The organism is Paraburkholderia strydomiana (genome assembly GCF_046030495.1).
GTDB classification, from domain to species: domain Bacteria; phylum Pseudomonadota; class Gammaproteobacteria; order Burkholderiales; family Burkholderiaceae; genus Paraburkholderia; species Paraburkholderia strydomiana_A.
On sequence record NZ_JAQQCJ010000056.1, the window covers coordinates 1 to 5,423 of the forward strand.

Below are 5,423 nucleotides of genomic sequence, written 5' to 3' on the forward strand. Positions count from 1 at the left end.
CGCCAGCATTTGCACCGACTCCGTCACCTGCATGCCGGGCGGCAGCATCCTGGCGCGGCGCAGCACCGAGCGAATTCGCGCGAGCAGCTCACGCGCGGCAAACGGCTTGGTCAGGTAGTCGTCGGCGCCCATTTCCAGACCGACGATCCGGTCCGCTTCTTCGTTACGCGCCGTGAGCATCAGCACGGGCACGGTGCGGAACTTGCCGGCGCGCAGTTCACGGCACAGCACCAGACCGTCTTCGTCCGGCAGCATCAGGTCCAGCACGATCAGATCGGGTGCGCCCTGCTCCAGCGCGGCGCGCATCTGCCGTCCGTTGGCCGCGAGCGACACGCGCATGCCGTTTTTCTCGAGGTAGCCGGCGAGCAGTTCGCGGATGCCGCGGTCGTCGTCGACGATCAATACGTGGTCGGTCGTTTCCATTACTCGGGTCTCGTACAGGAAGTTGCTGGCGTTTTCGACTGCACCCGGCTCGTATGAGGAAGCGAATCACGTACCGGCTGCACCCTGTTTCTGGCGATGCCCGCTTTATAGCCTGCCTCGTACGGCGAATTGTGTCGCAGTGTATCCCGAGCTTCGCCAGACACAAAACATTGCAAGCGCGCGACATTGCCGACATAAGCCAGATACGTGCGGACGTTCCAATACGGCCATACCAGCTCACGGAGTGTCCACCATGCACAGTCCCTTCGAAACGCCGCTCGCCTTGCTGGCCGGGCTGCTGACCATCGCGTCGCCCTGCATTCTGCCGGTCATGCCGATTCTGCTCGGCACCTCGGTCGAACGGCCGAGCCGCGTGCGTCCGCTCTTCATTATCGCCGGCTTCATTCTGACCTTCGCGTCCTTCGCGATGCTGCTGGGCGCCGTGTCCAGCACGGTTCACGTCGCCCAGCAGGCATTGCGCAATACCGGCATCGCGTTGCTCGCGCTGTCGGGTCTGCTACGTCTGTGGCCGCGCCCTTATGACTGGCTCGTCGCGCAATTGCAGGCGCCGCTCGCGCGCATCGGCGCGGTGATTGCGCCGGGCGGGCAGCCCGGCAGCGGCAACGCGGGCGGCTTCCTGCTCGGCATGTCGCTGGGCGCGGTCTGGACCCCTTGCGCGGGGCCGGTGCTGGCTTCGATCCTGGTGCTGGTGGTCAAGGCGCAGGACCTCGGATGGTCGGCGCTGCTGCTCACCTCGTATGCGATCGGCGCGGCCATTCCGATGCTCGCGATCATCTACGGCGGCCACTACGTGACGCAACGCGTGCGCGTGGTGGCTCGTCACGCCCAACTGCTGCAACAGATATTCGGCGTACTGGTGATGCTGACTGCGCTCGCCATCTATCTGCAATACGACGTTCTGGTCTATGCCCGGATCGCCGCGATTTTCCCTTCTCTCAAAGGACTTTGACATGCTCTCCCAACTCAAGACACTCGCTATCGCCGCGACTTTTGCCGCTACGGCCGCCACCGGCACCGCCGCCCTCGCCGCGCCGTTGCAGAGCGGGCCGCCCGCACCGGAATTCACCGGCATCAACCAATGGCTCAACAGCGAGCCGCTCACGCTTCAGCAATTGAAGGGCAAGGTGGTGCTGGTCGATTTCTGGACCTACACCTGTATCAACTGCATCAACACGCTGCCGTACGTGAAAAGCTGGAACCAGAAATACAAGGATCAAGGACTGACGGTGGTTGGCGTACACACGCCCGAATATCCGTTCGAGCGCAACACCGATAACGTCAAGACCGCGATCAAGCGCTTCGGCATCACCTATCCGGTCGCGCAGGACAACCAGTACGCGACGTGGAGCGCTTACAACAACCAGTACTGGCCCGCGTTCTATCTGCTCAACAAGAAAGGGCAGGTCGTGTACACGCACTTCGGCGAAGGCGACTATGCGCAGACGGAAGCGGCGATTCAGGCGCTGCTCGCGCAGAAGGATTGATGCGGTACTTTTTTGATGGCATGCCTGGACGGGCCGCGGTAATGCGAAGACATTGCCGCGGCCTTTGTTCTGTATGACGAAAGATGTGAAAGCGACGGTTTGTGTACACGTATTCGACCGCTGCAAATGATTGAAAGACGCTCGCCATCGTTTTGTATCGCAATGTATATGTCGATCGGGTTGATACACAGCATTGCAATAGTCCGATCTCCCGACACAAGCCAGATACCTCCGCCGGTTTTAATACATCAACGACGGAACACTGATGAAGATCTTGCCGCAGACCTCACCTGAGCGCGGCGCACTTCGCAGATCAACCGACGGATTCTCTTCACTAATCCAGCTTCAGGAGTACGACATGAAAGTATCGATGATCGCTTTGGCCTTCGCCGCATTCGCCACGACGGCTTCGGCTTACGCAGTCCCTTCAGCCGACGCCAACGCAGCCACGCTCGACGCCCAGCAAACACACCAGTGGACGCCCGACCAGGCCAACGCGACGGGCAAGACCCGCAAGGAAGTTCGTCAGGAACTGGTGCACGCGCAGCACGACGGTCAGCTTGCCGCGCTCAACAAGTTCTATCAGGGAAGCTGATCGCTACGCGAACTTATCGCGCCGCCGCTCCGGTTAAGGCCCTGTGCCCCGGATGTCCGGCGCGATTCGCAAGGCACCGTCTCTTTCAAACTTATCGTTTCGAGGTTCCATCATGATCAAGCGTCTCGTCGTCGCCGCACTTCTTTCCGCGAGCGCCGCCATCGTATCGCCCGCTTTCGCCAGCAGCGGCTACGGCCCCGCGCCGCATTACGACCCGCTCGCGGGCGCACCGGCATCGCAACGCGGCCAGAGTGCGCAGACGGTTCGCACCGAGCAGGCGCAGGCCATCGCCAACGCCGAGACGGCGACGCAGTCTTACGGCGGCGTGCGCGATACGGCTTCCGAATCGGGAGCACGCGTTGCACTGAATGCACCGCTTTCCACCTACTCGCATCACTAAACCCATCACGCAAAGGATATCGATCATGACCCGCATCGAAAAAGTGCTGTACACCGCCAACACCCACACAACCGGCGGCCGCGACGGCGCGTCGCGCAGTAACGACGGTCGACTGGACGTCAAGCTGTCCCCTCCGGGCAGTTCCGCCGCCGGCACGAATCCGGAGCAGATGCTGGCCGCCGGCTGGTCGGCGTGCTTCATCGGCGCAATGGGAATCGCCGCGAAACAGTTGAAAGTCGCGCTACCCGCCGATACCGCCGTCGACACAGAAGTCGATCTGGGCATGAATGGCGATGCATACCTCCTGCAGGCTCGCCTGAACGTCAGCCTGCCGGGTCTCGACCGCGAAGTCGCGCAAGAGCTGGCGAACAGGGCTCATCAAACGTGTCCGTATTCGAAAGCGACGCGCGGCAATATCGACGTCGTCATTACCGTTGTCTAAGCCGCGCTGCCTCGCGCTATTGCCTGACGCCCACCGAATGGTCACGCGCCCAGTGCAATAGCGCTTGATCTTCGCAAGCCAGGCCGGCGCATTCCGATAAGGTGCGCCGGCTTTTTTTTCGCTGGGCTGTCATCATCGCCGCCAAACTGAACGAGTACGCCGATGCGGATGACGGATACATCTATCTTCCCGACCGGATTCGACCGACGTCATACATACCGATCTTCGTCGCCCCCGGAAAGCCAGCTATACGACATCAAACAAGGAACAACGTCGATGACTGGAGCAGACTTGGCCAGCATGCTTCCAGGCATGCTGCCGCGATTATGGGCGTTCGCGTTGCGCCTCTCGGGCGATCAGCACGACGCGGAAGACCTCGTGCAGCGCGCCTGCGTACGGGCACTGGAACGCACGCATCAGTTGCGACCGGGCTCCGCGCCGCTTAGCTGGATGTTCTCGATCGTCCAGTCCATATGGATCAACGAACAGCGCGCGCGCAACGTGCGCAGCCGCGGCAATGTGGATTGTGACCGCGAGTTTCTGGAGACGGTCGCCGACCCGTTGGCCGCCACGCCGGAACAGCATGCAATGGACCGGCAGATCGTCTGCGCCGTGCAGGCATTGCCTGAAGCCCAACGTGCGGTCGTACTGCTGGTCGGTGTCGAGGGACTGAGCTACCACGAGGCAGCCGACGCGCTCGGTGTGCCTATCGGCACGATCATGAGCCGGCTCTCACGAGCTCGCCGGGCCATCGGCGCCCTGTTCAAAGACTAGGTCGGGGAACAGTCCGGCAACGACCCTGCTTCGCGCTCCCGCCATCGTGACATTGCCGCCGGCTTGGGCCACACTTCGTGTTCCCACCGTTTTAGGAGAAATCGCAGATGGACGCCGCACAGCGACGCACGGAAACGAGCCTGCGCACCGATCCCGGCTTTTTCAAACTACTGTCAAACAGCTACTCGCGCCTGCTCGGCAAGCCGCTCGTCCCCGAGCACGTGTCGATCGAAGACACGCCGCGCTGGCTTTACGAGAGCGCGCCGTTCGGCCTGCTCGCGCACAACACCATGGCGGACCCGGTGTTCGTGTACGGCAACATGACGGCGCAAAAACTGTTCGAATACGATTGGGACGAACTGACCAGGTTGCCTTCCCGCTTGTCAGCGGAAGCGCCCGATCGCGACGAACGCCGGGCCTTTCTGGAGCAGGTGGAACGCGATGGTTTTGTCTCCGCGTATCGTGGCATGCGTGTGACGAAGTCGGGCAAGCGCTTCTGGATCGATAACGTGGTGGTCTGGCAATTGCACGATGATGCCGGCGTTTACTGCGGCCAGGCGGCGCTCATTCCGTCGACATCCGGCGTGTGAGATCGCGTCGTAGCCGGCACGAACAGAAGCGCGATGATCGAAGGTATCGATCATCGCGCTCAGTTCCCGCCAACCTCATGTAACCGCGTGCGTGCCTGCAATCAAACGCAACATCACGGCGCGAAATGCGTGAAAACGTAGTCGCGGCTTTTCACGCGTGCTTCGTGACACGCAAAACACGTTTGATGCTGTGCGAGATCGGCGGGCTGTCCGTTAATGAAGCGGCCATAACCCCAGCCGCCCGTCGAGGCATATCGGCGTGAGTCTTTCACCATCACCTGCACCGTCGTCGCCTGACCCGGGACAGTCGCCGTTTCGAATTCCGGAGACTGCTTCCGCTTATATGCGAGCTTGACCAGAATAGCGCCGTCCGGAAACGGCATTGTCGAGTTCTCGATCGCCTTCACGGCCGCGGGATTGCCGAGGACAACGCGAAGTTCGTCGAGTGGCGCGGCTTCTTCGGCTGGTGCGATCATTTCCCACTTCCGGTAGCCTTCGGGAATCGTCACGCCGTAAATCGGCGAGCGCGCCGCATGAGCATCTTGCGCCATGACCTGACTCGGTAACGCAGAAAGCAGGAGCGCCATTTGCGCTAACGCGCATGCTGTCCGGATCGTTCGCATCCAGGTTTCCTCGAGATCAGTGGACTATGTGAAGACTTTCTTGCATAAGGACAAGGGTCTAGAGACGCACG

At 61.4% G+C, this 5,423-nt stretch carries 9 protein-coding genes; 7 read left to right on the top strand and 2 right to left on the bottom strand.

Translation table 11 applies throughout. The features are described from left to right. A partial coding sequence (locus tag PQQ53_RS34740; protein WP_408329205.1) for a response regulator transcription factor occupies positions 1-423 on the bottom strand: 423 nt, incomplete at its 3' end. A 253-nt stretch (positions 424-676) separates the two neighbouring features. Between PQQ53_RS34740 and PQQ53_RS34745 the strand changes: the two genes are divergently transcribed. The 7 genes from PQQ53_RS34745 (at position 677) to PQQ53_RS34775 (ending at position 4,729) form a co-directional block, all read left to right on the top strand. Beyond that, positions 677-1,393, top strand: coding sequence for a cytochrome c biogenesis CcdA family protein (locus PQQ53_RS34745; RefSeq protein ID WP_121323680.1), 717 nt, complete (start codon positions 677-679; stop codon positions 1,391-1,393). 1 nt (position 1,394) lies between these two features. Then, complete coding sequence (locus PQQ53_RS34750) at positions 1,395-1,928, top strand: thioredoxin family protein (RefSeq protein ID WP_408150862.1); 534 nt, start codon at positions 1,395-1,397, stop codon at positions 1,926-1,928. Positions 1,929-2,286: 358 nt separating this feature from the next. Further along, on the top strand, positions 2,287-2,523 hold the full coding sequence (locus PQQ53_RS34755; RefSeq protein WP_408329208.1) for a DUF4148 domain-containing protein: 237 nt from the start codon (positions 2,287-2,289) through the stop codon (positions 2,521-2,523). Positions 2,524-2,635: 112 nt separating this feature from the next. After that, entirely contained in the window at positions 2,636-2,923 is a 288-nt protein-coding gene (locus PQQ53_RS34760; protein ID WP_408329211.1) for a hypothetical protein, read from the top strand. Between the two features lie 25 nt (positions 2,924-2,948). Then, on the top strand, positions 2,949-3,365 hold the full coding sequence (locus tag PQQ53_RS34765) for an organic hydroperoxide resistance protein (RefSeq protein WP_408150857.1): 417 nt from the start codon (positions 2,949-2,951) through the stop codon (positions 3,363-3,365). A gap of 276 nt (positions 3,366-3,641) precedes the next feature. Further along, a complete protein-coding gene (locus tag PQQ53_RS34770) occupies positions 3,642-4,139 on the top strand; it encodes an RNA polymerase sigma factor (protein ID WP_408329213.1) in 498 nt (165 codons plus the stop codon). A gap of 107 nt (positions 4,140-4,246) precedes the next feature. Beyond that, positions 4,247-4,729 (top strand): MEKHLA domain-containing protein, encoded by a 483-nt coding sequence (locus PQQ53_RS34775; RefSeq protein WP_408329216.1) that lies wholly within the window; start codon positions 4,247-4,249, stop codon positions 4,727-4,729. 113 nt (positions 4,730-4,842) lie between these two features. On the opposite strand, the gene PQQ53_RS34780 is transcribed toward PQQ53_RS34775, so the two are convergent. Next, on the bottom strand, positions 4,843-5,316 hold the full coding sequence (locus tag PQQ53_RS34780) for a cytochrome P460 family protein (protein ID WP_408329219.1): 474 nt from the start codon (positions 5,314-5,316) through the stop codon (positions 4,843-4,845). Positions 5,317-5,423 lie beyond the last annotated feature (107 nt).